Raw genomic sequence first — 23,896 nt, 5'->3', positions numbered from 1 at the left:
TGAGGGGGCGGACGGGCAGACGAAGGAGCTCCGGCCCATTCAGTGAGGTTGGAGTCCGAGGTTGCTCGGGAGCTCACTCAGCGAAGTGAGGGGGTGGACGGGCAAACGAAGGAGCTCCGGCCCATTCAGTGAGGTTGGCTGAAACCCCAGTCCAGTAGGCCCATCGCCTGGTTGTAGAGGTCGCCGCTGCCCTTCATCTGCACCACCACCAGTCGGCGGTCACCTCGTTGGGCGGCGCCGACAAAGGTCTTGCCGGCGATATTGGTGAATCCGGTCTTCCCGCCCAGGGTTCCGGGATAGCGCTCCAGGAGCTGATTCTGGTTGTGGAGGGTTTTGTACCCGTCCCGGCTGGGGAACTGCGCCGAGGGGGAGCGCATGATCTGAGCGATCAGCGGATAGCTCAATGCTGCCCGCATCATCACGCCGAGATCGCGCGGAGTGGTCAATGATTCCCAACCCGGACCGTCGAGTCCGGAGGGCGACAACGCCCGGGTACTCTGTGCACCAATCGATTTGGCTTTGGCGTTCATCCGGATGATCGCCGGCCGGTAGCCGCCGAGCATGTCGCCGAGCAGGTTGGCGGCGTCGTTACCGGACACCATGAGTATCGCCGCCACCAACTGCTGGGCCGTGTAGACCTGCCCGGGAACCAATCCGGCACAGGAACACTCGACCTGGGTGTGCGCGGGGGCGGCCCGAACGGCGGCGTTGGGGTTCAGATGGTCCAGTACGGTCATCGCCAGCAGCACCTTGATGGTGCTGGCGGGGGCAAAGACGCCGGTCGGGTTCTTCCCGGCGAGGATGGCCCCGGTGTCCATGTCGGCAACGATCCAGGCCTGGGCCGGACCGTCCGGCGGGGCGGTGACGGCCCCGGCGGGGTTGATCTCCGGAACCGCGATGGCCGGTCGGGCGCCGATCAAACTGGCTGCAGTGAGGGTGATCAGGCTCATTATCACTGCGAGCGGACCGAGGGGCACGAGGGCCGAGCGTATCTGCGTGTCGTCTGATAGTGATCTCGAAACGGTTGCGAATCAGCAACTTTCGAGGTCAGAGCACGCCGATGCTGTCGCCGGGGTTGAGTCCGAAACCCCAGTCCAGCAGCGCGCCGGCCTGATCCCAGTAGGTGGGCCCGCCCTCGACGACCAGCCCGTACATCATCGCGATCACCAGGCGGCGGCCGTTGCGTTCGGCGGCGGCGACGTAGGTCTTGCGGGCCAGATCGGTGAAGCCGGTTTTGCCGCCCAAGGTCCCCGGGTAGCGATGCAGTAGTTCGTTCTGGTTGACCAACACCCGGTCCCCGGTCTTGGTGGGGAACACGGCCGTCGGCTGCGCAACGATCTGGGCGAACACCGGGTTGGCCATCGCAGCGCGGAAGATGACGGCCAAATCGTGCGGTGTGGACCAGATCGAGATGCCGGGCCCATCGATGCCCGACGGGGAACCGGCGCTGGTTCCGTGGGCGCCGAGGCTCACCGCTTTGGCGTTCATCTTGGCCACCGCGGCGTCCGTGCCGCCGAGCATCCGGGCCAGGGTGTTGGCGGCGTCGTTGCCGGACACCAGCAGCAGTCCATCGAGTAGCTGGCGGGCGGTGTAGCTGTGACCGGGGAGCACACCCGCACAGTTGCACTCGACCCGAGTGTCGGCCTCGTCGGCCACGATCGTGGTGTCCAACGGCACCTCGTCGAGAATCACCTGCGCGAGCAGGGTTTTGATGGTGCTGGCGGGGGCGTGGGTGGTGTTCTCGTTGCGACCGCCCAGGATCTGTCCGGTGTCCATGTCGGCGACGATCCAGGCCTGCGCGGGGCCGTCGGGAATCGGCACCGACCCCACCGGCTGCGCGGTGATGGGCTCGGCATCAGAGGACGGCGCGAAGGCCACCAGGAACAGCACCAACGCCAGACTCACCGTGATGGACACACTCGCCAGCAGCTTGCGCATGGGGAAGCACTCTAACCCCCATCACGCGCTGGGCCAGCTGTCAGTAGACGTCCCTGGCGTAGCGGTGATGTTTGATCAGTTCGTTGACGTAATCGTGCGCGGCCTCGTCGTCCATTCCACCAGCGGTTCCCACGATCTGATGCAACGCGAGGTGAACGTCTCTGGCCATCCGCGACTCGTCACCGCACACATAGAGATGAGCGCCGTCCTGCAGCCAGCCGAACAGCTCATCGGCGTGCTCGAGCATGTGGTGTTGGACGTAGTCGCGCTCGGCGCGCTCACGGGAGAACGCCAGATCGAGCCGGGTCAGGACGCCGCTTCGGTGGTGGTTCTCCAACTCCTCGCCGTAGAGATAATCGGTTGCGCGGTGCCGATGCCCGAAGAACAGCCAGGACTTGCCTGTCGCCCGGGTCGCCTGGCGTTCCTGCAGAAAGGCACGAAACGGTGCGATCCCGGTGCCGGGCCCGATCATGATGATCGGCACGTCGGGCGCCGGTAGCCGGAAGCCGCTGTTGGGTTGCAGGTGGATCTGCACGGCGGTGGCGCGGTCGGCCAGGTGGGCCGAGGCAACCCCGGCATGCTCGCGTTCGTCACGGCGATAGCGCACCGCGGCCACGGTCAGGTGCACCTGGTCCGGATGGACCAGCGGGCTCGAGGCGATCGAGTAGTCGCGGTACTGCAGCGGCCTCAAGGTGTCGAGTATCTCGCCGGCGGTCAGGTCGGCCAGCGCGAGGAGGTCCAGGAGGTCGCGTCCGTAGAGCCAGGTGTCGAGCGTGGTGTGGTCGTCGCTGAGCAGCGCGGCGGCGGCCGCGGTGTCGGTGGTGCGTTTGGCCACCAGTGCTTGCAGCGCTCGGGACGGTGTGCGGATCTCGAGGTGCCGGCTCAGCATGGTGCCCAGCGGTTGCGGGTGGCCCGGCCAGAACTCGTCGGCATCACGCTGCAGATGACCCAGCACGGCTTCCACCAGCTGGGGGTCGTTGACGGGGTGCACCGCGATCGAGTCGCCGGCCTGGTAGGTCAGGCCGCTGCCGGTGAGATCGATCTCGTAGTGCCACACCTCGTCCTCGGACCCCGCGGCGGTGAGCAGACGTCGGGCCGACAGCGCTGCGGTGTAGGGGTTGGATCTGTTCCAGACGGGGTGCTCGTGCCGGCGGTCGGCATCGGTGTCGACGGCGGTGACGGGCTGGACTGCCTGGCCCCGTGCGGTGCGGGCGTCGACCAGTCGGGCAATGACGTCGGCGGTCCAGGCAGCCGCCGCGACGTCATAGTCGATATCGCAGTCGACCCGGGGTACCAATCGGGTGGCGCCGAGGTGTTCGAGGCGTTCATCGGCCAGGCGACCCGCATTGGCGAACAGCGGGTAGTACTTGTCGCCCAGGCTGAGGACCGCGAAGGTGAGGTGTTCGAGGCGGTCGGAGGTCGGGTCGAGTGCTTCGAGCAGCTCTCCGAACACGTAGGCGTTGTGCGGGAATTCGCCTTCACCGGAGGTGGCGGTGATCACCACGAGATGGGTCGTGGCCGCGAGTTCGGCAACGCCGATGTTGTTGAGGTCCACCTCGGTGACGTCGATGCCGACGGCACGGGCGGCCGTGGTGAACTGGCCGGCGAGCAGTTCTGCGTTACCGGTCTCGGTGCCGTATCCGACGGTCAGGGCGAAAGCGGGTCGGTCAGCCAACTGTCAATCCATTCACATTAGGGTCACCTTGGTTAGGGCGACCTTACTTGGAATGGTGGCGATGCGGGTGGGTCGACGGCGGTCGGGAGTGCGCCCGGTGTTGAATCGTGACCATGTTCACACTCGAGGAGATCTCGGACCGGCTGGAGATCCAGCAGTTACTGGTCGACTACTCGACCGCCATCGACAGCCGCCGCTTCGACGATCTCGATGCGGTGTTCACCGCCGACGCGTACATCGACTACCGCGCGATGGGGGGTATCGACGGGCGCTTTCCCGAGGTCAAAGCCTGGCTGGCGGAGGTGCTGCCCAATTTCCCCGCCTACTCGCACATGCTGGGGAATCTGTCGATCACCTTTGCCGACGACCGCCAAACCGCGTCCTCGCGGGTGATCTGCTTCAACCCGATGGTGATCGGAGATCCCGAGGCGCAGAACAAGCAGGTGCTCTTCTGCGGCCTCTGGTACGACGACGAGTTCATCCGATCCGAGCAGGGTTGGCGGATGACGCGTCGCGTCGAGACGAAGTGTTTCGACAAGCTGGTGTAGCGGTTTTTGCCCAGCGCACCTGCTCTGGCACAATAGGCGGCTGTCTGCCCACAACCACGGCTGTGCGGCGGTCACACACGTGAGGCAAAACCGGATCCGGGTGATGTGCCCCGATCGCCGAATTGCAGCGTGGCAATCAACAGGAGAACTGTTTCAACATGGCTGTCAAAATCAAGCTGACCCGCTTCGGCAAGATCCGCAACCCCCAGTACCGCATCGCCGTCGCCGATGCGCGCACCCGTCGCGACGGCCGGTCCATCGAGGTCATCGGCCGTTACCACCCGAAGGAAGAGCCGAGCCTGATCGAGATCGACTCGGAGCGCGCGCAGTACTGGCTCGGCGTAGGTGCCCAGCCCACCGAGCCCGTCCTGGCTCTGCTGAAGATCACCGGTGACTGGCAGAAGTTCAAGGGCCTGCCGGGCGCCGAGGGCACCCTGAAGGTCAAGGAGCCCAAGCCCAGCAAGCTGGATCTGTTCAACGCGGCTCTGGCGCAGGCCGACGGCGCCCCCACCGGCGACGCGGTCACGCTGAAGAAGCGCAAGGCGCCCACCGCCAAGGCTGAGGAGAGCGCCGAGGCTCCCGCCGAGGCCACCGACACGGCTGCCGAATGAGCGGAGCCGTCGTCGACGCCGTCGAACATCTGGTCCGCGGTATCGTCGACAACCCTGATGACGTCCGCGTCGACATGGTGACCAACCGTCGGGGCCGCACCGTCGAGGTGCATGTCCATCCCGAAGATCTCGGCAAGGTCATCGGTCGGGGCGGTCGTACCGCTACTGCGTTGCGCACCCTGGTTGCCGGTATCGGTGGCCGTGGGATCCGCGTCGACGTGGTGGACACCGACCAGTAGGTCGACAGTCGTGGAGCTGGTCGTCGGTCGGATCGTCAAGGCGCACGGCGTCACCGGTGAGGTGGTCGTCGAGGTGCGCACCGACGACCCCGGCGACCGCTTCGTGCGCGGTAAGACGCTGCGCGGCAGGGCATCCCGCGGCGGCGGTGAAAGCCAGCACACCATCGAGGGCGTCCGTGAACACGGCGGCCGGCTGTTGGTGCGCCTGGCGGGTATCGCTGACCGCGACACCGCCGACGGTCTGCGCGGCACCCTGTTCCTCGTCGACTCCGAGGATCTGCCGCCCATCAGCGAGCCCGATGAGTTCTACGACCATCAACTCGAGGGGCTGGCGGTGCGCACCGTCGACGGCACCGGAATCGGCACCGTCACCGAGGTGCTGCACACCGCCGCGGGCGAATTGCTGTCGATCAAGACACCGGAGGGCCGGGAGATCCTGGTTCCGTTTGTCGCCGCCTTCGTGCCGACGGTGTCCTTGACCGACGGGGTGATCGAGATCGATCCGCCCGAGGGTCTTCTGGACCTCGAATAGGTTGCGCACCATGCGTATTGATGTCGTCACCATCTTCCCGGACTATCTGGACCCGCTGCGGCAGGCGCTGCCGGGCAAGGCCATCGAATCCGGCCGGGTCCAAGTCGGCGTCCACGACCTACGTCGGTGGACCCACGATGTGCACCGTTCCGTGGACGATTCGCCGTACGGGGGCGGTCCCGGCATGGTGATGAAGGCACCTGTTTGGGGTGCCGCCCTCGATGAGATCTGCACTGAAGACACACTTCTGGTGGTGCCCACGCCGGCAGGGCGGTTGTTCACCCAGGAGACCGCGGCACGCTGGAGTACTGAAGCGCACCTGGTGTTCGCCTGCGGCCGCTACGAGGGTATCGACCAGCGCGTCGCCGACGACGCGGCCCGCCGGATGCGGGTCGAAGAAGTGTCCATCGGTGACTATGTGCTCAACGGTGGGGAAGTGGCGACCCTGGTGATGCTGGAGGCGGTCATCCGGCTGCTACCGGATGTTCTCGGCAATCCCAAGTCTCACCAGGACGATTCGCATTCCGACGGCCTGCTCGAAGGGCCCAGCTACACCAGGCCGCCGAGCTGGCGCGATCTCGAAGTGCCTGAGGTGCTGCTCTCGGGTGACCACGCCCGGATCGTGCGCTGGCGCCGCGAAGCGGCCGAGGGGCGCACCCGGGAGCGTCGGCCCGATCTGCTCGAATGACGTCATGAGCCCGGTGGTGCGGCGTCGGCGGCAAATTCCCGGATCGCGTCGAGCACCCCAGCGGCATAGACCCGCCGCGGCGCGGCAATGGCGACGAGGGTGAGCAGCGCCTCGTGCTCTTCGAGTACCGCAGGAACCATCGAATGTGTTGCGCCGGGAAGATGGAGCACCTCGAGCAGTTCGGGGTCAGGCAGGTTGGCCCGGTAGCCCGACTCGGTGTCGGCGACATCGACGTTGAGGTCTTGGCCACCGAGTAACAGCAGAACCGGCACGTGCACGCGCTGCAGGTCGGCGCCGGCGTCGGACTGGTAGTTGAGACTGACAAAACGCCACCGCTCGCGGGTGAATCCGGTTGCGGCACCGGCGGCGCTGGCCTCGTCGAAGCCGGCACCCCGGCGTAGGTATTGCAGCGTCAGCTCGGATTGGCGTCGCTGGGCCTCGATCTCGGCCTCGGGCGTTCCGTCGGCGGCCTGCTGCGCCCGGCTGTTGTAGTCGCCTTGGCGCAGCCAGTTGATCGCGGGTGAGACCGCGATGATGAAGCGGATGAGCGGATCGTGGTCGGCGATCTTCGGAAGCACCCAGCCGGCCTGGCTGGCGCCCCACAGTCCGATGCGCCGGCTGTCGATCTCGGGCTGGCGGCGGGCCCAGGCGATTGCGGTCGCGGCCTCGGCTGCCCGGTCGTCCATGCTCTGGTCGAGCCAATTGCCCGGCGCGCCGGCGACCCCGGGTTTGTCCCAGGACAGTGAGGCGAAGCCGGCGCGCGCCAACGATTCCCAGATCGGGCGATAGAACGTGTCGTGGGTGGCATCGATGGGGCCGTCGCCGTGGATGAACACCACCAGCCCGAAGGGGCCGTTGTGCTCGGGTAATGCAAGAACCGCATGCAGTGGATTTGCGCCGCCCTCGATCGTGACGGTCCGCTCGATCAGCGTGTAGTGGTTCTGGTACACGACCCAGCCGCCGGTCCCGGCCACCAACAGCGTCACCGCCAGAAGGCCGATGAGGCAGCGCTTGAATCGTTCATTCACGCTACGATCGTAACGTGAACGAACGATTTGAGGTCACGGTGCCGACCCGATTGCTGTTCGAGGCATTGGTCACGGCTGACGCCACCATCGACGTGGCCGGACTGTACGAGGTGGCCAGTCGTCTGGGGATGACCGACCAGCAGGTGAGACTGGGCATCCGGCGCGCAGTGGCAGCCGGCCAGCTGGAACAGTCAGGACGCGGCAAGCAGGCCTCGCTGCGGGTGACCGCGGACTGGCAGGCCACCCTGCTTCCCGATGTGGAATTCCTTCGTCACGCCTACGCGCAGGACGCCGGATCGGCACCGTGGGACGGTCGCTGGCATGTGATGGCGTTCAACATCGCGGAGTCGAACCGCCGAGCCCGGGACGCCATGCGGAGCGGCATCCTGCGACTCGGTGGGGCCCCGCTGCAGGGTGGGGTCTACGTATCACCGAATCCTTGGCAACCCTATGTCGACGCCATGGTCGAAAAGCTTGGTGCGCTGGGGGACACGACCATGCTCAGCTGCGCCGACCTGCGCGTGGGCGGACTGACCGAGCCCACGCAGATCGCCGCCCGGCTGTGGTGCCTGCCGGATATCGCGGCGGCCTATCAACGGTTCCTCGACACGGCCGCCGACCTGAGCGCACCGTCGGCGCCGGCATCCGAATCGCGCATCGATCACACCGCTTCGGCGCTGCAGCTGGCCCACGCGTTCACCCTTGCCATCGAACCCGATCCGCTGTTGCCCGCCGAGCTGCTGCCACAACCGTGGGTAGGAACCACGGCGCGTCGGGTGTTCGCCGAGATCTGGACACAGTTGAGGGCTGCCGCCGATCCCGATGCGCCGCAACTGTTCACGTTCTTCTCGGAGGTTCTGCCAACCGGGGGACTGCGGTGAAGGTGGTGGCCATCGGCGGAGCGGGCGCCGTCGGTGCCGCCGCACTGGCGACGCTCACACGATCCGGATCCGTCGATGAGGTGGTGGTTGCGGACCGCGACGCCGGGGCGGTGCAAGCGTGTGCCCGTGCCCTCGGGATCACCGGCCGCATCGTCGATGCCACCGACACATCTTCACTGCGGGCCGTATTGGCCGACGCCGACGTGGTGCTCAACACCGTGGGGCCGTTCCAGCGATTCGGGTCCCGGGTGCTGCAGGCCGCCATCGACACACAAACGCACTACGTCGATGTGTGCGACGACTGGCAACCGACGCTGGAGATGCTCGCGCTCCATGACGAGGCGGCGGCCGCCGGAGTGACCGCGGTGATCGGAATTGGCGCCAGCCCGGGCGTGTCGAACCTGATGGCCAAGTGTGCCGCGGCCGAACTCGACACCATCGACGAGCTCTACACGGTCTGGCCGGTGGATCCAGCCAACCTCGGTGCGAGCGCGGATGAGGCGGTGCTCCTTGCGGCGAACGGCAGGCCGAGTGCGGCCGCCCTGCACTGGATGCAGCAGTGCAGCGGGACCATCGCCGTGGCGCGCGGCGGACACCTGGAGTACGAGGCCCCGCTGCGGCCGATCCGGATGCGGCTACCCGGTGGCCGCGTGGGAACGGTGTACACGGTGGGGCATCCGGAGCCGGTGACACTGCAGCGCACCCTGGCCGCTTCGGCGGACATCGCGTGCGCGATGGTGGTCAAAGCCAGCACGGCGGCATTCCTCGACCGGCTGCGCCGGCGGATTGATGCCGGGCGCGACACCCTCGAGTCGTCCGTTGCCGCCCTGGTCCGTCCGGGGTGGCGCTCGGTGTCGGCGGCGCTGCTGCGAGCACCGGCGTGGCGCGGACCCGGCAACCTCCCGGCCTTCTTCGTGTCGGCGACCGGTAGAAGAGCGGGCGCTGCGACCACCGTGCTGGTGCATTCGGCCGGCGCGGTTGACGAGCTGATGACCGACATGGCCCGAGCCACCGGAGTCCCGTTGGCGCTGACCTCGATCCAGATCTGTCAAGGGCTGCTCGCCAATCCCGGTGTACACGCACCCGAGAGCGTGATCGATCCCGGCAGGTTCTTCGCGGATCTCGCCCGTCAGGTCGGTGCCGACCCGGCACGGCCGCTGGCCGTCGAGGTCGAATGACCCCGCACGACTGTCGGTCGGCTAGTTCAGGCCCGTCGGGAACATCGAGCGGACCGCCTCGGTGATGGTGTCGCGGGCCGCTTCGGCGCCCACCGGCTGCAACGCGTAGACCACCACCACGTACCGCCGGTCCGGGCCGACGACGCCGCTGGACAGATGCATCCAGTCCGCCCCGATGCAGCACATCCAGCCCTGCTTGACGGCTACTCGCTCACCGGGCAGGCCCTCCGGGATGCCGAAGCGCTGGGGGTAGATACCGCCGGGTTGTGTCCCGTCGGGTGCAGTCGGGGTCGAGTTGGCGAGATCGCTCACGATCATGTTCGCGCGTTCGGTGGGCAGCCCGCCTGTTCCCGAGAGCAGCATGTCGTAGTAGCGCACCAGGTCCTGCGCCGAGGTGATGGTGTTGAACCACCGGCCATTGCCCGGCGGCGATGTCGAGGTCAGGCCGTACCGGTCGGTGACCCGATCGACGATGGCGCTACCCCCACCGCGGTTCCAGAACACCTCGGCGGCGCTGTCGTCGGAAGACCGCAGCATCACATCCAGTGACTTGCGGTCCTCGGGTGACAGGTCGGGTTCGCGCAGCAACAGATCGTCGGCGATGAACAGTTTGACCACCGAGGCCGTCGCCCAGCCCGAGGTCCGGCCGGCGGTCACCTCCTCGCGGGTCTCGCGATCGAGGATCATGACCCCGATATCGGCACCCTGGTCGGCTGCTTCAGCGACGGCGCGATCAGCCCGCGCCTGCAGTCTGTCGAAGGAGAGCGTCGATCGGACCGGGGGAGCGGCGGGAGTCTCCGGCGGAGCCTCCGGAGCCACCATGGTCAGCTGTGGTTCGGCCGGCGCGGTGTCGCCGGGCGCGCCGTAGACCCGGGCCTCGCAAGCGGCACAGCTGGCGATCAGAACTGCGCTGGTGGCGGCGATTGACGCCTTCACCAGATTCGACGCCCGGCGACGCATGCTGCTCCTCGTTCGAAGGACTCTGGAGGCGGGCGCCCCCGGGCCTGTGAGACAAGCCCACCCGCCACAGCAGTTTAGTGGGTTGCCACCGTCGCTGCTTGATTAGGTCGGCTCAGCATCGGTCCGGCCGGCCCGCCGCAGCGGCTCGATTTCGCTGCGTGCGCGGAGTCTGGCACAATCGACAAGTTGTCCGCGCGGGTTGAATCACGCCTGCAGCGACAACCAGACAGAGAGCCCGACCCATCGGCTCGGCATCCGCCTCGCACCAAGTGTGCAGGTGGTTGTCCGTAGCTGCGACCAGGAAGAGTCACCGATGAACACGCTGGACTTCGTCGACCAGGCGTCGCTGCGCGACGACATCCCGGCCTTCGGCCCCGGCGACACTGTGAATGTGCACGTCAAGGTCATCGAGGGCACCAAAGAGCGCGTCCAGGTCTTCAAGGGTGTCGTGATCCGTCGCCAGGGTGGCGGCGTGCGTGAGACGTTCACCGTTCGCAAGGAGAGCTACGGCGTCGGTGTCGAGCGCACCTTCCCCGTTCACTCGCCCAACATCGACAAGGTTGAACTGCTGACCCGCGGCGATGTCCGCCGGGCCAAGCTGTACTACCTGCGCGACCTGCGTGGCAAGAAGGCCAAGATCAAGGAAAAGCGCTGACTTCAGGTGCTTCCGGGTGGCGGCGACGCCCGACTCGGGTGTCGCTGACTACTCTGATCCCGTGACCGCAACCGAAGACTCGGCCGATCCCGATCGGGCTGTAGGACAGACCGACCCGGCCCTGGACGAGGTGGATCGCACCACCGAGGACGCCGAGTCCGCCGGCGAGAAGCCCACGAGTAAGAAGCGGACCGCGCTGCGCGAGGGCGCGATCCTCGTCTCCATCGCACTGGTGCTCTATTACGTGATGCTGACGTTTGTGGCGCGCCCGTACCTGATTCCGTCGGAGTCGATGGAGCCGACGCTGCACGGGTGTCCGGGGTGTGTGGGCGATCGCATCATGGTGGACAAGATGACCTACCGCTTCACCGACCCCGAACCCGGTGATGTTGTGGTGTTCAAGGGGCCCCCGTCGTGGAGCGTCGGCTACCAGTCGATCCGCTCGGACAACCCGGTACTGCGGACCATTCAGGACGCCTTGTCGTTTGTCGGGTTTGTCCCACCGGATCAGAACGACTTGGTCAAACGCATCATCGCGGTCGGCGGACAGACGGTCGAGTGCCGTGCCGACACCGGTCTGACCGTGGACGGCAAGCCGCTGGACGAGCCGTATCTGGACCCGAACACGATGATGGCCGACCCCGCGGTCTATCCCTGCCTCGGCAACGAGTTCGGCCCGGTGGTTGTGCCGCCCGATCGTCTGTGGGTGATGGGTGACAATCGAACCCATTCGGCGGATTCCCGGGCGCACTGCACCAATACCCCGGTGGATGCCCAGAAGGGCCTGATCTGCACCGGTGACCCAGTGAACGGCACCGTCCCGGTGGAGAACGTGATCGGCAAGGCACGTTTCATCGCCTGGCCGCCGGCTCGGTGGGGTGGTGTCACAACATTCAATCCACAACAGACGTCGAATTCCCAACAGGACGACTGAGTGCCTGCCGTCTGGCCACCACGCACGGTGATCCGCAAATCGGCGGGTCTGCGAACCCTGGAGTCCGCGCTGTATCGCAGCGGACTGGGGCCGGTCGCCGGGGTGGACGAAGTGGGCCGGGGAGCCTGTGCCGGACCGCTGGTGGTGGCGGCATGTGTGCTGGGGCCCAACAAACTGACCAGCCTGGCGCGTCTCGACGACTCCAAAAAGCTCAACGAGAACGAACGGGAACGGCTGTTCCCGTTGATCCGGCGCTATGCGCTGGCCTACCACGTGGTGTTGATCCCGTCGACCGAAGTGGATCGGCGCGGGGTGCACATCGCCAATATCGAGGGGATGCGCCGCGCGGTCGCGGGTCTGGCGATGCGGCCCGGCTATGTGCTGACCGACGGATTCCGGGTGCCGGGCCTTCCGATGCCGTCACTGCCGGTGATCTCCGGGGATGCCGCCGCCGCCTGCATTGCCGCTGCCAGCGTACTGGCGAAGGTGAGTCGGGACCGGCTGATGGTGGCGATGGACCGCGAGCATCCCGGGTACGGTTTTGCCGATCACAAGGGCTACAGCACCCTGGCCCACAGCACCGCATTGGCCCGGTTGGGCCCGTGCGTGCAGCACCGCTACTCGTTCATCAATGTGCGGCGGGTCGCCGGCGGCCAGGTGGCAGAGTTGGCCCACGGTGACGATCCTGCGATGGAAGATCGCAGTGAGTTCGGGTAGGACAAGTAATGAGGGGACTTACCGACATGAAGGACAGCTGGGCCGATGAGCGCTGAGGATCTCGAAAAGTATGAGACCGAGATGGAGCTCTCGCTGTACCGCGAATACAAAGACATCGTCGGTCAGTTCAGCTACGTCGTGGAGACCGAACGCCGCTTCTACCTGGCCAACAGTGTCGAGCTGATTCCGCGCAACTCCGATGGCGAGGTGTACTTCGAGCTGCGGCTGGCGGATGCGTGGGTGTGGGACATGTACCGGCCCGCCCGGTTCGTCAAGCAGGTCCGCGTCATCACGTTCAAGGACGTGAACATCGAAGAGGTCGAGAAGCCGGAGCTGCGCCTGCCGGAGTAGGCCCGGCCCTGTGGATGATGGCCTGACTGTGGACAAGGTGGGCTTTCGGCCGCCGCTGCGGGCCTGATTGTCGGATGGTTTCCGCACGCTCCTGGCATGACATCTCGGGAGTTTCTGACACGACCGCAGCTCGGCGCGTTCGGGGAACAGCTGGCCGCAGATCGCCTCGGTGCGGCGGGATTGCGGATTCTGGACCGCAACTGGCGATGCCGGTACGGCGAACTGGACATCATCGCCGAGGACCCGGTCACCCGGACAGTGGTGTTCGTCGAGGTCAAGACGCGTTCGGGTGACGGTTTTGGTGGGGTCGCCGAGGCGGTGACCCGGGACAAGGTGCGGCGGCTGCGGCGGCTGGCCTCGTTGTGGTTGGCCGATCAGGACCGCCGCTGGGCCGGAGTGCGCATCGACGTCATCGGGGTGCGGGTCGGTCGGTCACCGCAGCCGGAGCTCACTCATGTGGTGGGAGTCGGGTGATGGCGCTCGGGCGGGCGTTCTCGGTGGCGGTGCGCGGGCTTGCCGGTGAGACCGTGGAGATCGAGGCGGATATCAACGCTGGGCTGCCGGGGGTACATCTGGTCGGCTTGCCCGATGCGGCTCTACAGGAGTCGCGGGATCGGGTGCGCTCGGCGATCACCAACAGCGGCGGCAAGTGGCCGATGGCGCGGTTGACGTTGGCGCTGTCCCCGGCGACGTTGCCGAAGATGGGCAGTGTGTACGACATCGCCTTGGCTGCGGCGGTGCTGGCCGCGGAACCCTCGACGTGCTGGCCTCGGCTCGAAAAGTGTGTACTTCTCGGTGAACTCGCCCTCGACGGCCGGGTCCGGCCGGTTCGTGGGGTATTGCCGGCGCTGCTGGCGGCTCAGCGTGACGGGTGGAAGACCGCTGTGGTCCCGGCGGGCAACCTGGCAGAGGCCAGCCTGGTCGACGGCATCGAGGTCTACGGGGTCAGCAGTCTCACGCAGTTCTGCTCCTGGCTGGACGGGGTAGTGCAGCTGCCCGGGCGGGTTGCGGTGGCGGCTTCGCCGGCGGAGTCGACAGTGGATCTGGCCGACGTGGTGGGGCAGGCCGAGGCGCGTTTTGTGGTGGAGGTAGCCGCCGCGGGGGCGCATCACCTGATGCTCACCGGGCCGCCGGGCACTGGCAAAACCATGCTGGCACAGCGCCTTCCGGGGCTGTTGCCGCCCTTGTCGGAATCCGAGGCGCTGGAGGTGACGGCCATTCACTCGGTTGCCGGGGTGCTGTCGGAGTCCACGCCGCTGATCACTTGTCCTCCGTTCGTGGCCCCGCACCACACCTCGAGTGTGGCTTCTCTGGTCGGGGGCGGGGCCGGGATGGCCCGGCCCGGGGCGATCAGCCGGGCGCACCGCGGAGTGTTGTTCCTCGACGAATGCGCCGAGATCGGCGTCAGCGCCCTGGAATCGCTGCGAACGCCGTTGGAAGACGGTGAGATTCGGTTGGCCCGGCGCGACGGGGTGGCGCAGTATCCCGCGCGGTTCCAGTTGGTCCTGGCGGCCAATCCGTGTCCGTGCGCTCCGCCGGACCCACGAGACTGCCTGTGCCCCGCGGCGGTCAAACGACGCTATCTGGGCAAGCTGTCGGGACCGTTGATGGACCGGGTGGACCTGCGGGTCGAATTGCACCCGGTGCGTACCACCGCGTTCACCAGCGAGGACAGTGAACCGACCGCCGCGGTTCGGGCGCGTGTTGCCGCGGCGCGAGCGGCCGCCGCGGAACGCTGGAAACCTCACGGTATCAGCACAAACGCCGAAGTCAGCGGGGCACTGCTTCGGCGCCGGTATCGGCTGTCCGCCGAGGCGATGGCACCGTTGCGCTCGGCCCTCGACCGCGGGGTGCTGAGCATTCGCGGCGTCGACCGCAGCCTGCGGGTGGCATGGACTCTGGCTGATCTGGGTGGTCGCGACCTGCCGGACCTTGCTGACGTGGGCCGGGCGCTGAGTTTCCGACAGCCGGGGGTGACGTGGTGAGCGCGGACCGGGCCCGACAGTTGGCCTGGGCGTACCTGTCCCGGGTCGCCGAACCACCCTGCGCCCCCTTGCTGGCATTGGTGAATGCTTGTGGCCCGGTGGAGGCGGCGGCGAAGGTGCGTCGCGGCGAAGTGGGCCCGGAGCTGCGCACCCGAACCGATGCCCGCCGTGACAATGACTCTGCGGCAGCGGATCTGGAAACCCTGGCGCGCCGTGGGGGCCGGCTGATCACCCCCGACGACGACGAGTGGCCGGCGTGGGCGCTGCTCGCGCTCGAAGGGTCGAGGCCGCAACGGCGCAAGCCGGAGGACCACCCGCCGTTGGTGCTGTGGGCGATCGGACCCGAGGACCTGGCGTCGGTATCGCAGCGGGCGGCCGGGATCGTCGGCACCCGCGCCTGTACCGCCTACGGCGAGCAGGTGACGACCGACCTGGTGGCAGGGCTTGTCGAACGTGATGTCGCAGTGGTTTCCGGCGCGGCATTCGGAATCGACGGGGCCGCCCACCGGGCAGCGCTGGCCTGCGACGGTGCCACCGTTGCGGTGCTGGCCGGGGGAATCGACGTGCCGTATCCGGCGGCGCACTCCGCGCTCCTGCATCGGATGGCGGCCGACGGCCTGCTGGTCAGTGAATATCCGCCGGGGGTACGCCCGGCCCGGCATCGGTTCTTGACCCGAAACCGGTTGGTGGCGGCGCTGTCTGGCGCCACCGTCGTCGTGGAAGCCGGGCTGCGCAGTGGTGCGGCCAACACGGCAGCCTGGGCGCACTCGATGGGTCGCGGTGTGTGTGCGGTTCCCGGCCCGGCGACCTCGGCGGCGTCGGCGGGTTGTCACGAACTGCTGCGTCGCGGCGACACGGTTCTGGTCACCCGCGCCCAGGAGATCGTCGAGGTGATGGGTCGGATCGGGGAGTTGGCGCAGGACCCGCCGCGGCCCACCACGGTCCTGGACGGACTCAGCAGACTGCAGCAGCTGGTGTATGAGGCCGTTCCGGGGCGCGGCTCGAGCACCGTCGAGGAGATTGCGACGGCTGCGGGGGTACCGGGCCCGCAAGTGGCCGGACAGCTGGCGTTGCTCGAGATCGAGGGGCTGCTCGAGCGCCGGGACGGGCGCTGGCGGCTTCGGCGTGGTGCCCGCTGACACCAGGTGGCCTCCGACCGAGAGCCGCCCCGAACGTGACCCGCAGTACAGGCCGGGACGGACCCAACCGCTTTACGGTGCTCGGCTCGTATAGTCGGTTGGACAGGCAAACGACGATGGGAGGCACTGTGGCTGGCCGACCACTACACGCGTTCGAGGTAGTGCGCACCGAGCAACTGGCACCACACATGGTTCGAGTGGTCTTGGGGGGCAATGGTTTCGACACTTTCACGCCGAGCAGTTTCAGTGATTCGTATGTGAAGATCGTCTTCATTCCGTCCGCGGTCGACGTCGAGTCGCTGCCGAGACCGCTGACCATGGACAGTTTCACCCACCTACCGGCCACGGATCAGCCGACGCTGCGCACCTACACGGTGCGCTCTGCCGATCCGCAGGCAGGCGAGCTTGCCATCGACTTCGTCACCCACGGTGACCACGGGTTGGCCGGGGCCTGGGCAGACAAGGCGCAACCCGGCGAGGCGGTCTACCTACTGGGACCCGGCGGCGCCTACGCACCCGACCCGGCCGCCGACTGGCACCTGCTGGCCGGCGACGAGTCGGCGATTCCCGCGATCAGCGCGGCGCTCGACATGCTGCCCGCGGACGCGACGGGGCAGGTGTTCATCGAGGTCGCGGGTCCGGACGACGAGCTGGCGTTGGAGGCGCCCGAGGGCGTGCGGGTGCACTGGATCTACCGCGGGGGCCGCGCCGATCTGGTGCCCGAGGACCTGGCCGGTGACCAGGCGCCGCTGATCGATGCCGTCAAGAACGCCCCGTGGCTGCCGGGCCAGGCGCAGGTGTTCATCCACGGAGAAGCGCAGGCCGTCATGCACAATCTCCGGGCCTACATCCGCAAGGAGCGCGGGGTGGACGCCAAGTGGGCGTCGATCTCCGGGTACTGGCGCCGGGGCCGCACCGAGGAGACGTTCCGGCAGTGGAAGCAGGAGCTGGCCAAGGCTGAAGGAAGCGCCGGCTGAAGAAGGCTCGAGTCGAAGATGCTCAATTCGGTGATGTTCGAGTTGATGAAGCCCGAGTTGATGAAGAGGCGGCCAGACACGCGGACCGCGCTCAACGGTATGGCTGCCGGCATCTGAGACGGTAGGGGAGTGCAGCGGGCAGACCACAACTTCACCGAGGTACTCGAGGAGTTCGGCGAGTACCTCGCCCTGGAGCGGGGCCGCTCACCGCACACGCAGCGCGCCTACCTCGGTGATCTGCGGTCGCTGTTCGAGTTCGCTGCCGAACGCGCCCCCAAGGCCGGATTGCGCTCGCTGACACTGCCGGTGCTGCGGGCGTGGCTGTCCGCCCAGGCCGGCGCCGGCGCCGCCCGGACCACGCTGGCCCGGCGCACCTCGGCGGTCAAGACGTTCACCGCGTGGGCGGTGCGCCGGGGACTTCTCGACACCGACCCGGCAACTCGGCTGCAGATGCCAAAAGCGCGGCGTACTTTGCCGTCGGTGCTGCGGCAGGACCAGGCCCTGGCCGCCATGTCGGCGGCCAAGTCCGGTGCCCAGCAGGGGGATCCGCAGGCCCTGCGAGATCGGTTGATCGTCGAGCTGCTCTACGCAACCGGTATCCGGGTCAGCGAGCTCTGCGGTCTCGACATCGACGATGTGGACCTGCCACGCCGGCTGCTGCGGGTGGTCGGCAAGGGCAACAAACAGCGCACCGCCCCGTTCGGCGAACCGGCCGAGGACGCGCTGCGGGCCTGGCTGGCCGACGGCCGGCCGGCGCTGTTGAACCGAAACTCGGGACCGGCACTGTTGCTCGGCGCCCGCGGTGGCCGACTCGACGCCAGACAGGCCCGCACGGTGGTGCACCAGACGGTCTCCGCCGTGGACGGCGCGCCGGACATGGGTCCGCACGGACTGCGGCACAGTGCGGCCACCCACCTCCTCGAAGGCGGAGCCGATCTGCGCATCGTCCAGGAGCTCCTCGGGCATTCGACCCTGGCCACCACGCAGCTCTATACCCACGTCACGGTCGCGCGGCTGCGGGCCGTGCACGACCAGGCCCACCCACGCGCCTGAAGGAGTGAGGACATCACCGCGACCAGATCGACGATCGTGCTGTCCAGTGGGCCGATCTCCTACCTCGAATGGGATTGCGTAGCAGCGACTTCGGGTTCAACGGTGGTTCTGCTGCACGGTGCGGGGGTGGACAACGCCGCATTGTCGTGGGGTGATGTCGGCCCACGGTTGGCGGCCGCCGGGCATCGAGTCCTGGCGCCCGACCATCCCGGATTCGGACTGAGCCCGGCGGCGCCGTGGCCCATCACCCAACAGGGCCTGGTCACCTACGTCGGTGACTTCGTCGATGCCCTTCGGGTCGGACGGCACGTCATCGGTGGCCTGTCCCTGGGCGGGGGAATGGCGATCGGGCACACCCTGAGCCGGCCCGATGACGTGTGCGGGGCGATGCTGCTGAGTAGCTACGGCCTGATGCCACGCTTGAGTGACGGGCCGCTGTCGCTGCCACGCCAGGTGATGTCGTGGGCGATGCTGCGGACCGGGCTGCTCAGCGCGCTGATCCGTGGCCTGGCCGCATCACGGTCCGGTCTGGACTGGAGCATGAAGGCACTGGTGCGAGACCCGGCTGCACGCACCCCCGAACTGATGAACCAGGTGTGGGCCGCGGCCCGCTCCGGGCGTGGCTTCGCCGAGTTCGAGCAATGGCAGCGCGAGCAGATCCAGTGGAACCGGTTGACCACCGACTATCGAAGCCGGCTCCGCGATTTCACCCAGCCGGTCCTGGTCGTGCACGGCGACCGCGACACCGGTGTGCCGGTGGCTCGGGCCATCGACGCCGCCGCCCTGATTCCCGACGCCCAACTGAAGGTCGTCGCCGGCGCCGGGCACTGGGTACAGCGTGACCAGCCGGATGTGGTGTTGACCGCGATGCTGGAGTTCCTCGACCGGATCAGCTGATCGGTTCACGACAGCGGCTTGAGGCGGATCGGGGTCTCGGCCAGCAGACCCAGCGGGTCGACGTACTCGGCGCGCGAGGCGGGACCCCACATCGCCCCCCAGTGCAGGCAGGCCGACGCGCCGCAGCCGGCGTGTCCTGGCGCCAGCGTGCCGATCGCGGCAGCGCTCTCGACTCGTTGGCCGACCCGGACCACCGCCTGGACCGGTTCGTAGGTGGTCCGTAACCCGCCGTCATGTTCGAGCGACACCAACGGGCGCCCTGCCAGCACCCCGGCGAACACCACCGTTGCGGCTGCGGCGGCATGGACCGGCTGACCGGCGGACCCGGCCAGATCCACACCCCGGTGCCCGCGCAGCCAGTTCGGGGCCGGGGCGTCGAAAACACGCAACACCGCAGGCTGGGGACTCAATGGCCAGTGCAGACGGCTCGTCGCACCGGCGATTCCGGCGCCCGGCGCCACCAGCGTCGTCGAGAACACCGTTGCTACGATCAGGATCGCGCGCATCACCGCAGTTCAGCGCGGAATCGGTGCCCGCTGCAATGGGCCGGTGTCCGACCTGGGGATCAGCCCCGCTGTGTGGACAAAGCACCTGTTAGCAGGGTGTAAACTCTGACCCGCAGCTCACATCAGTGAGTTGACTTCGCGCGCCTGCGCCGCAGCCCGTTGTTTCAGGCTGCATCCGTATGTCGGGCGGTCCCGTGTAACCACGGGTCCGGCATATCAGCAGACGCCAGGGTTCGGCGTCACCCGATGCCGGACGACAACCGACAACAGAAAGACTGGCCTCACCATGGCTGTCGTAACAATGAAGCAGCTGCTTGACAGCGGCGCGCACTTCGGGCACCAGACCCGTCGCTGGAACCCCAAGATGAAGCGGTTCATCTTCACCGACCGCAACGGCATCTACATCATCGACCTGCAGCAGACACTGACCTACATCGATCAGGCGTACGAATTCGTCAAGGAGACCGTCGCCCACGGTGGGTCCGTGCTGTTTGTCGGCACCAAGAAGCAGGCGCAGGAATCCATCGCCGCCGAGGCCACCCGCGTCGGCATGCCGTATGTGAACCAGCGCTGGCTGGGCGGCATGCTCACCAACTTCTCCACCGTGCACAAGCGCCTTCAGCGGATGAAGGAGCTCGAGGGCATGGAGCAGACCGGTGGCTTCGAAGGTCGCACCAAGAAGGAAATCTTGATGCTGACCCGCGAGAAGAACAAGCTCGAGCGCAGCCTCGGTGGTATCCGGGACATGCAGAAAGTGCCGTCGGCCATCTGGGTCGTCGACACCAACAAAGAGCACCTCGCCATCAGCGAGGCCATCAAGCTGAACATCCCGGTCATCGCCATTCTCGACACCAACTGCGATCCCGACCAGGTGAACTACCCGATCCCGGCCAACGACGACGCCATCCGGTCCGCAGCGCTGCTGACCAAGGTTGTCGCGTCCGCGGTTGCCGAAGGCCTGCAGGCCCGCTCCGGCGCCGCCAGCGGTGACGGCAAGCCCGAGGCTGCAGCTGGTGAGCCGTTGGCCGAGTGGGAGCAGGAGCTGCTCGCTTCGGCTACCGCCGGTGCTGCCGAGCCCGCTGCTGCTGTCGAAACTTCCACTGACGCTTCCTGATCCATTCCGGATCCGCTCAGAGAGAGAACCACATGGCTAACTACACCGCTGCCGACGTCAAGCGCCTCCGGGAGCTGACCGGTGCCGGAATGCTCGACTCGAAGAACGCACTCGTCGAAGCCGAGGGCGACTTCGACAAAGCCGTCGAGCTGCTGCGCATCAAGGGAGCCAAGGACGTCGGCAAACGCGCAGAGCGTGCCACCGCCGAAGGTCTGGTGGCTGCCAAGGGCGGCGCACTGATCGAGCTGAACTCCGAGACCGACTTCGTGGCCAAGAACGCCGAGTTCCAGGCACTGGCGGACCAGGTCCTCGAAGCCGCCGTCGCGGCGCAGGCCAACGACGTCGACTCCCTCAAGGCTGCCAAGCTCGGGGACAGCACCGTCGAGCAGGCCGTCGCCGACCTGTCGGCCAAGATCGGCGAGAAGCTCGAACTGCGCCGGGCGGCGTACTTCGACGGCACCGTCGAGGTCTACCTGCACAAGCGGGCCGCCGACCTGCCGCCGGCGGTCGGTGTGCTGGTCGAGTACACCAGCTCGGATGCCGACAAGGGCAAGGAAGCGGCGCATGCCGTGGCCCTGCAGATCGCCGCGCTCAAGGCCAAGTACCTGACGCGTGACGAGGTACCCGAGGACATCGTGGCCAACGAGCGCCGCATCGCCGAGGAGACGGCCAAGTCGGAAGGCAAGCCCGAGCAGGCGCTGCCCAAGATCGTCGAGGGTCGGCTCACCGGCTTCTTCAAGGACGTTGTGCTGCTGGACCAGCCGGCGGTGGCCGACAGCAAGAAGTCTGTCAAGGCGCTGCTCGACGACGCCGGTGTGACCGTGACCCGGTTCGTCCGGTTCGAGGTCGGTCAGGCCTGACGTCATGACTTGAGCGGCACACCCTCCGCTCAGACGCAGAGACCCCGCGTTCCACCGGTGATCCCGGTCGGCGCGGGGTTTCTCTTTTCCCCGCGGGACCGCTCAGTCCGGCACTCTGTCGATGATCTCGCCGACGATGGCCGCGCTGGTCTGGACATCGACGCCCGTACCGCAGGCGGCAACATCGACCACAACGTTGGCGCGGGCGCCGAGTGCGCGCGAGCAGGCCCAGCCGTCGCCGCCTTCCTGCATGTTCACCACCGCCACGATGTCGTCGGCAGTGGTGACGGCGTCACCGATGGTCCAGGTATCGGTCACCGAATCGGACTGCTTGAGGCTCACCGGTTTGCCCGCGCAGGCTCGCCAGGTCTGTTCCGACTCGCGGCGGAACCGTTCGGCCCCGCGAGCACCCGGATACAGCGCGACGAACTGGAAGGCGATGTGCCGGGCGCGGTTACTGGGCTCGGTGACCCGTTGACCGAGTGCGGTGACGTAACCGGTGCCGCGGTACACGCTCGACATGGCGGAGAAAGCCGCACCGAGGCAGCCTGCATCGCCGGTGACGATTTGCCCGGGATCGAGGTCGACGGCGCGTTCGGAGGTGTCGCTGACCGCCATGTGTGAGGTGCCGAGGATGCGGTCGAACTCGGTGGGCTTGAGAAGTAGCTGGGGCAGGTCGTTGACCGTGAGATCACGGTAGGGCGGATGTTCGAGGCCTTCGGCGACCGGAGCTCCCGGCACGGTGGTGCTACAGCCGGCCAGGGTGGCAACACACAGTGCCGGCGTCAGCCATCGGAGCCGGTTGCCTCGCGGAAGACCCAATCCCACGACGACACCGTACGGCACATTTCTTATTAGACATGTGTCTTGCTAGCGTCTCGGTCCATGGAAACCGTCTCTGCCTTCACCGACGACGCGCTTGGTGACCTCGACGGGGTGGGTGTGGTCCACGCCATCGCCGCCGGAGCGATCAGCCGAGCCGAGGCCGTCGAGGCCGCCATCGCCCGGCTGGAAGCGGTGAATCCGAGGCTCAACGGTGTGGCTCATCCAGCCCTCGAACAGGCCCGCGCCCGCGCGTCGGCACCACATCCCTACGGAGGATTCTTCGACGGCGTTCCGACCTTCCTCAAGGACAACGTGGCCGTCGCCGGCATGCCGACCATGGAGGGCACCGACGCCTGGTTGCCGAAGCCGGCACCGGCCGACGGCGACTTTGCCCGCCACTATCTGGCGACCGGCCTGCTGCCGCTGGGCAAGACCCAGATGTCGGAGTTCGGGTTCAGTGCCTCCGCCGAACACCCGCGGCTGGGGCCGGTCCGCAATCCGTGGCATCCCGACCACACCGCGGGGGCGTCCTCGGCGGGGGCCGGGGCGTTTGTCGCAGCGGGTGTTGTGCCCATCGCACACGCCAACGACGGCGGCGGGTCGATCCGTATCCCAGCGTCCTGCACCGGGCTGGTGGGCCTCAAGCCGACGCGCGGCCGGCTTCCCCTGGACAAGGATGTGCGCGCGATGCCGATCAGGATCGTGGCCAACGGGGTGCTGACCCGCAGCGTGCGCGACACCGCGGCGTTCTACCGCGAGATCGAACGGACCTGGCGAAGCCGGCGGTTACCCGCCATCGGTGACGTGCGGTCCCCGGGCCGGGCCCGGCTGCGCATCGCCGTGTTCACCTCCTCGATCCGCCGGGACTGCAGCCCGGAGGTCCGTGATCTCACCGTAGCGACCGCGGCGCTGCTGGAGCGCCTCGGCCACCGGGTGGAGCACCTGGACGGGGCGCCGCCGATACCGTCGACATTCGAGGACGACTTCGTGCTCTACTGGGCGCTGCTGGCCATGACGCTGGTGCGCAGCGGCACCACCAGATTCGGGGCGTCGTTCCAGCGAGACCGGCTGGACAACCTCACCCGTGGTCTCGACCGGCACTGCGCCCGCAATCTGCATCGCCTGCCGGCGGCGCTGGCCCGGCTGGCGACAACGCGCCGACACACCGCCGCGTTGTCCCGCGATTACGACATCCTGCTCACCCCGACGGTAACGGACGCGCCGCCACGCATCGGATACCTCGATCCCACCGCCGATTACGAGCAGATCATCGAGCGCCTCAAGGGCTGGGTGGCGTTCACCCCCCTGCAGAACGTCACCGGGGATCCGGCGATCTCGTTGCCACTGGCGACTTCGGCATCGGGACTGCCGGTCGGCATGATGTTCTCGGCTCCGCCGGGGCGCGAGGCCACCTTGCTGGAACTGGCCTTCGAACTGGAGGCGGCGCAGCCGTTTGCGCGGCTGAGGTGACCGCGCTGATGCCGCTGTCTGTTGGCCCGGCGTCACCCCTGCGGTTCTCAACGTGTCGTAGCTGAAATAAACACTGCGCGTGAGCTATTGAGGGTACTGTGCCCAGGAACTCGCTCGGTCGGTAAGCGTTCCGGC

27 protein-coding genes are annotated in these 23,896 nt (G+C 67.5%); 20 read left to right on the top strand and 7 right to left on the bottom strand.

Annotation, left to right across the window (positions count from 1 at the left end; genetic code table 11):
* Positions 1-125: 125 nt before the first annotated feature.
* The 3 genes from WBB07_RS19570 to WBB07_RS19560 form a co-directional block, all read right to left on the bottom strand.
* The gene (locus WBB07_RS19570) at positions 126-950 is read right to left on the bottom strand and encodes a D-alanyl-D-alanine carboxypeptidase family protein (RefSeq protein ID WP_526310056.1); all 825 of its coding nucleotides are present in this window, start codon (positions 948-950) and stop codon (positions 126-128) included.
* 97 nt (positions 951-1,047) lie between these two features.
* Positions 1,048-1,938 carry a D-alanyl-D-alanine carboxypeptidase family protein gene (locus WBB07_RS19565; protein ID WP_526310047.1) on the bottom strand — a complete coding sequence of 297 codons (891 nt, stop codon included), beginning with the start codon at positions 1,936-1,938 and terminating at the stop codon, positions 1,048-1,050.
* 40 nt (positions 1,939-1,978) lie between these two features.
* Entirely contained in the window at positions 1,979-3,613 is a 1,635-nt protein-coding gene (locus WBB07_RS19560; RefSeq protein WP_526310046.1) for a diflavin oxidoreductase, read from the bottom strand.
* Between the two features lie 113 nt (positions 3,614-3,726).
* Between WBB07_RS19560 and WBB07_RS19555 the strand changes: the two genes are divergently transcribed.
* The 5 genes from WBB07_RS19555 to trmD all read left to right on the top strand — a co-directional run bounded on the left by WBB07_RS19555 (position 3,727) and on the right by trmD (position 6,231).
* Complete coding sequence (locus tag WBB07_RS19555) at positions 3,727-4,161, top strand: nuclear transport factor 2 family protein (RefSeq protein WP_526310055.1); 435 nt, start codon at positions 3,727-3,729, stop codon at positions 4,159-4,161.
* A 158-nt stretch (positions 4,162-4,319) separates the two neighbouring features.
* Positions 4,320-4,772: a 30S ribosomal protein S16 gene (gene rpsP, locus WBB07_RS19550; RefSeq protein WP_526310045.1), complete on the top strand. Its 453-nt coding sequence runs from the start codon at positions 4,320-4,322 to the stop codon at positions 4,770-4,772.
* A complete protein-coding gene (locus tag WBB07_RS19545) occupies positions 4,769-5,011 on the top strand; it encodes an RNA-binding protein (RefSeq protein ID WP_526310044.1) in 243 nt (80 codons plus the stop codon). Before rpsP ends, WBB07_RS19545 begins: the two co-directional genes overlap by 4 nt.
* 10 nt (positions 5,012-5,021) lie before the next feature.
* The gene (gene rimM / locus WBB07_RS19540) at positions 5,022-5,543 is read left to right on the top strand and encodes a ribosome maturation factor RimM (protein ID WP_526310043.1); all 522 of its coding nucleotides are present in this window, start codon (positions 5,022-5,024) and stop codon (positions 5,541-5,543) included.
* 10 nt (positions 5,544-5,553) lie between these two features.
* Positions 5,554-6,231 (top strand): tRNA (guanosine(37)-N1)-methyltransferase TrmD, encoded by a 678-nt coding sequence (gene trmD, locus WBB07_RS19535; RefSeq protein WP_526310042.1) that lies wholly within the window; start codon positions 5,554-5,556, stop codon positions 6,229-6,231.
* A 2-nt stretch (positions 6,232-6,233) separates the two neighbouring features.
* On the opposite strand, the gene WBB07_RS19530 is transcribed toward trmD, so the two are convergent.
* On the bottom strand, positions 6,234-7,259 hold the full coding sequence (locus WBB07_RS19530; RefSeq protein WP_526310041.1) for an alpha/beta hydrolase family protein: 1,026 nt from the start codon (positions 7,257-7,259) through the stop codon (positions 6,234-6,236).
* A 14-nt stretch (positions 7,260-7,273) separates the two neighbouring features.
* Between WBB07_RS19530 and WBB07_RS19525 the strand changes: the two genes are divergently transcribed.
* Together WBB07_RS19525 and WBB07_RS19520 are read left to right on the top strand one after the other, a co-directional pair.
* A complete protein-coding gene (locus tag WBB07_RS19525) occupies positions 7,274-8,140 on the top strand; it encodes a PaaX family transcriptional regulator C-terminal domain-containing protein (protein ID WP_526310040.1) in 867 nt (288 codons plus the stop codon).
* The gene (locus WBB07_RS19520; RefSeq protein ID WP_526310039.1) at positions 8,137-9,318 is read left to right on the top strand and encodes a saccharopine dehydrogenase family protein; all 1,182 of its coding nucleotides are present in this window, start codon (positions 8,137-8,139) and stop codon (positions 9,316-9,318) included. The genes WBB07_RS19525 and WBB07_RS19520 overlap by 4 nt, the downstream gene beginning before the upstream one ends.
* Before the next feature lie 21 nt (positions 9,319-9,339).
* Here the strand turns inward: WBB07_RS19520 and WBB07_RS19515 are convergent, their stop codons facing one another.
* The gene (locus tag WBB07_RS19515; protein WP_526310038.1) at positions 9,340-10,278 is read right to left on the bottom strand and encodes a serine hydrolase; all 939 of its coding nucleotides are present in this window, start codon (positions 10,276-10,278) and stop codon (positions 9,340-9,342) included.
* 313 nt (positions 10,279-10,591) lie between these two features.
* On the opposite strand from WBB07_RS19515, the gene rplS reads away from it, so the two are divergent.
* The 10 genes from rplS (at position 10,592) to WBB07_RS19465 (ending at position 18,986) form a co-directional block, all read left to right on the top strand.
* Positions 10,592-10,933 (top strand): 50S ribosomal protein L19, encoded by a 342-nt coding sequence (gene rplS, locus WBB07_RS19510; RefSeq protein ID WP_526310037.1) that lies wholly within the window; start codon positions 10,592-10,594, stop codon positions 10,931-10,933.
* 130 nt (positions 10,934-11,063) lie between these two features.
* Positions 11,064-11,867 (top strand): signal peptidase I, encoded by an 804-nt coding sequence (gene lepB / locus WBB07_RS19505; protein WP_526310054.1) that lies wholly within the window; start codon positions 11,064-11,066, stop codon positions 11,865-11,867.
* Positions 11,868-12,584, top strand: coding sequence for a ribonuclease HII (locus WBB07_RS19500; protein WP_526310036.1), 717 nt, complete (start codon positions 11,868-11,870; stop codon positions 12,582-12,584).
* Between the two features lie 45 nt (positions 12,585-12,629).
* Positions 12,630-12,935, top strand: coding sequence for a DUF2469 domain-containing protein (locus WBB07_RS19495; RefSeq protein ID WP_019346355.1), 306 nt, complete (start codon positions 12,630-12,632; stop codon positions 12,933-12,935).
* A 96-nt stretch (positions 12,936-13,031) separates the two neighbouring features.
* Positions 13,032-13,409 carry a YraN family protein gene (locus WBB07_RS19490; protein ID WP_526310035.1) on the top strand — a complete coding sequence of 126 codons (378 nt, stop codon included), beginning with the start codon at positions 13,032-13,034 and terminating at the stop codon, positions 13,407-13,409.
* Positions 13,409-14,920 carry a YifB family Mg chelatase-like AAA ATPase gene (locus tag WBB07_RS19485; protein ID WP_526310034.1) on the top strand — a complete coding sequence of 504 codons (1,512 nt, stop codon included), beginning with the start codon at positions 13,409-13,411 and terminating at the stop codon, positions 14,918-14,920. Before WBB07_RS19490 ends, WBB07_RS19485 begins: the two co-directional genes overlap by 1 nt.
* Complete coding sequence (dprA, locus tag WBB07_RS19480) at positions 14,917-16,059, top strand: DNA-processing protein DprA (protein WP_526310033.1); 1,143 nt, start codon at positions 14,917-14,919, stop codon at positions 16,057-16,059. The genes WBB07_RS19485 and dprA overlap by 4 nt, the downstream gene beginning before the upstream one ends.
* Positions 16,060-16,187: 128 nt before the next feature.
* Positions 16,188-17,036 (top strand): siderophore-interacting protein, encoded by an 849-nt coding sequence (locus tag WBB07_RS19475; protein ID WP_526310032.1) that lies wholly within the window; start codon positions 16,188-16,190, stop codon positions 17,034-17,036.
* 129 nt (positions 17,037-17,165) lie between these two features.
* The gene (locus WBB07_RS19470) at positions 17,166-18,089 is read left to right on the top strand and encodes a tyrosine recombinase XerC (protein WP_526310031.1); all 924 of its coding nucleotides are present in this window, start codon (positions 17,166-17,168) and stop codon (positions 18,087-18,089) included.
* 102 nt (positions 18,090-18,191) lie between these two features.
* Positions 18,192-18,986, top strand: a complete 795-nt coding sequence (locus WBB07_RS19465; RefSeq protein WP_526310030.1) for an alpha/beta fold hydrolase — start codon at positions 18,192-18,194, stop codon at positions 18,984-18,986.
* A gap of 5 nt (positions 18,987-18,991) precedes the next feature.
* Here WBB07_RS19465 and WBB07_RS19460 read toward each other — a convergent pair whose 3' ends face one another.
* The gene (locus WBB07_RS19460) at positions 18,992-19,492 is read right to left on the bottom strand and encodes a M23 family metallopeptidase (protein ID WP_526310029.1); all 501 of its coding nucleotides are present in this window, start codon (positions 19,490-19,492) and stop codon (positions 18,992-18,994) included.
* A gap of 286 nt (positions 19,493-19,778) precedes the next feature.
* On the opposite strand from WBB07_RS19460, the gene rpsB reads away from it, so the two are divergent.
* Positions 19,779-20,606 (top strand): 30S ribosomal protein S2, encoded by an 828-nt coding sequence (rpsB, locus tag WBB07_RS19455; protein ID WP_526310028.1) that lies wholly within the window; start codon positions 19,779-19,781, stop codon positions 20,604-20,606.
* A 32-nt stretch (positions 20,607-20,638) separates the two neighbouring features.
* Entirely contained in the window at positions 20,639-21,466 is an 828-nt protein-coding gene (tsf, locus tag WBB07_RS19450) for a translation elongation factor Ts (RefSeq protein ID WP_526310027.1), read from the top strand.
* 102 nt (positions 21,467-21,568) lie between these two features.
* On the opposite strand, the gene WBB07_RS19445 is transcribed toward tsf, so the two are convergent.
* Positions 21,569-22,294 carry a sensor domain-containing protein gene (locus WBB07_RS19445; protein ID WP_526310026.1) on the bottom strand — a complete coding sequence of 242 codons (726 nt, stop codon included), beginning with the start codon at positions 22,292-22,294 and terminating at the stop codon, positions 21,569-21,571.
* A gap of 57 nt (positions 22,295-22,351) precedes the next feature.
* Here WBB07_RS19445 and WBB07_RS19440 point away from each other — a divergent pair, with 57 nt between their 5' ends.
* Positions 22,352-23,761, top strand: a complete 1,410-nt coding sequence (locus tag WBB07_RS19440; protein WP_526310025.1) for an amidase — start codon at positions 22,352-22,354, stop codon at positions 23,759-23,761.
* The last annotated feature ends 135 nt before the right edge of the window (positions 23,762-23,896 follow it).

It is taken from the genome of Mycobacterium sp., assembly GCF_049647605.1.
Lineage (GTDB): Bacteria > Actinomycetota > Actinomycetes > Mycobacteriales > Mycobacteriaceae > Mycobacterium.
Note: the sequence above shows the minus strand (reverse complement) of the source record. Positions and strands in the feature narration are given on the sequence as shown.